This is a genomic window from Roseivirga seohaensis subsp. aquiponti (assembly GCF_001267955.1).
GTDB lineage: Bacteria > Bacteroidota > Bacteroidia > Cytophagales > Cyclobacteriaceae > Roseivirga > Roseivirga seohaensis.
Genome location: NZ_JSVA01000045.1, coordinates 1 through 255, shown reverse-complemented (window position 1 = coordinate 255; position 255 = coordinate 1). Strand labels below are relative to the sequence as shown.

The 255-nt window shown below is 51.4% G+C and carries 1 protein-coding gene; it reads left to right on the top strand.

The genetic code is table 11. From position 1 onward, the window contains the following. Positions 1–255 (top strand): Ig-like domain-containing protein (locus tag OB69_RS18770; protein WP_185096932.1); only part of this gene is annotated, 255 nt, incomplete at both ends.

Genomic DNA, 255 nt, shown 5'->3' with positions numbered 1-255 from the left:
AACTGCGACAGTAACCATTACTTTTAGTGAAGCGGTAACAGGCTTTGCGAACGCTGATCTAACGATAGCAAACGGAACACTGAGCGCAGTAAGCTCAGCCGATGGTGGAATTACGTGGACAGCCACATTTACCCCAACAGCCGGAGTAACAGACGCCACCAACGTGATTACCTTGGACAACACGGGAGTAAGCGATGCGGCAGGTAATGCAGGGACAGGCACTACGGATTCAGGCAATTATGCTATCGACACGGC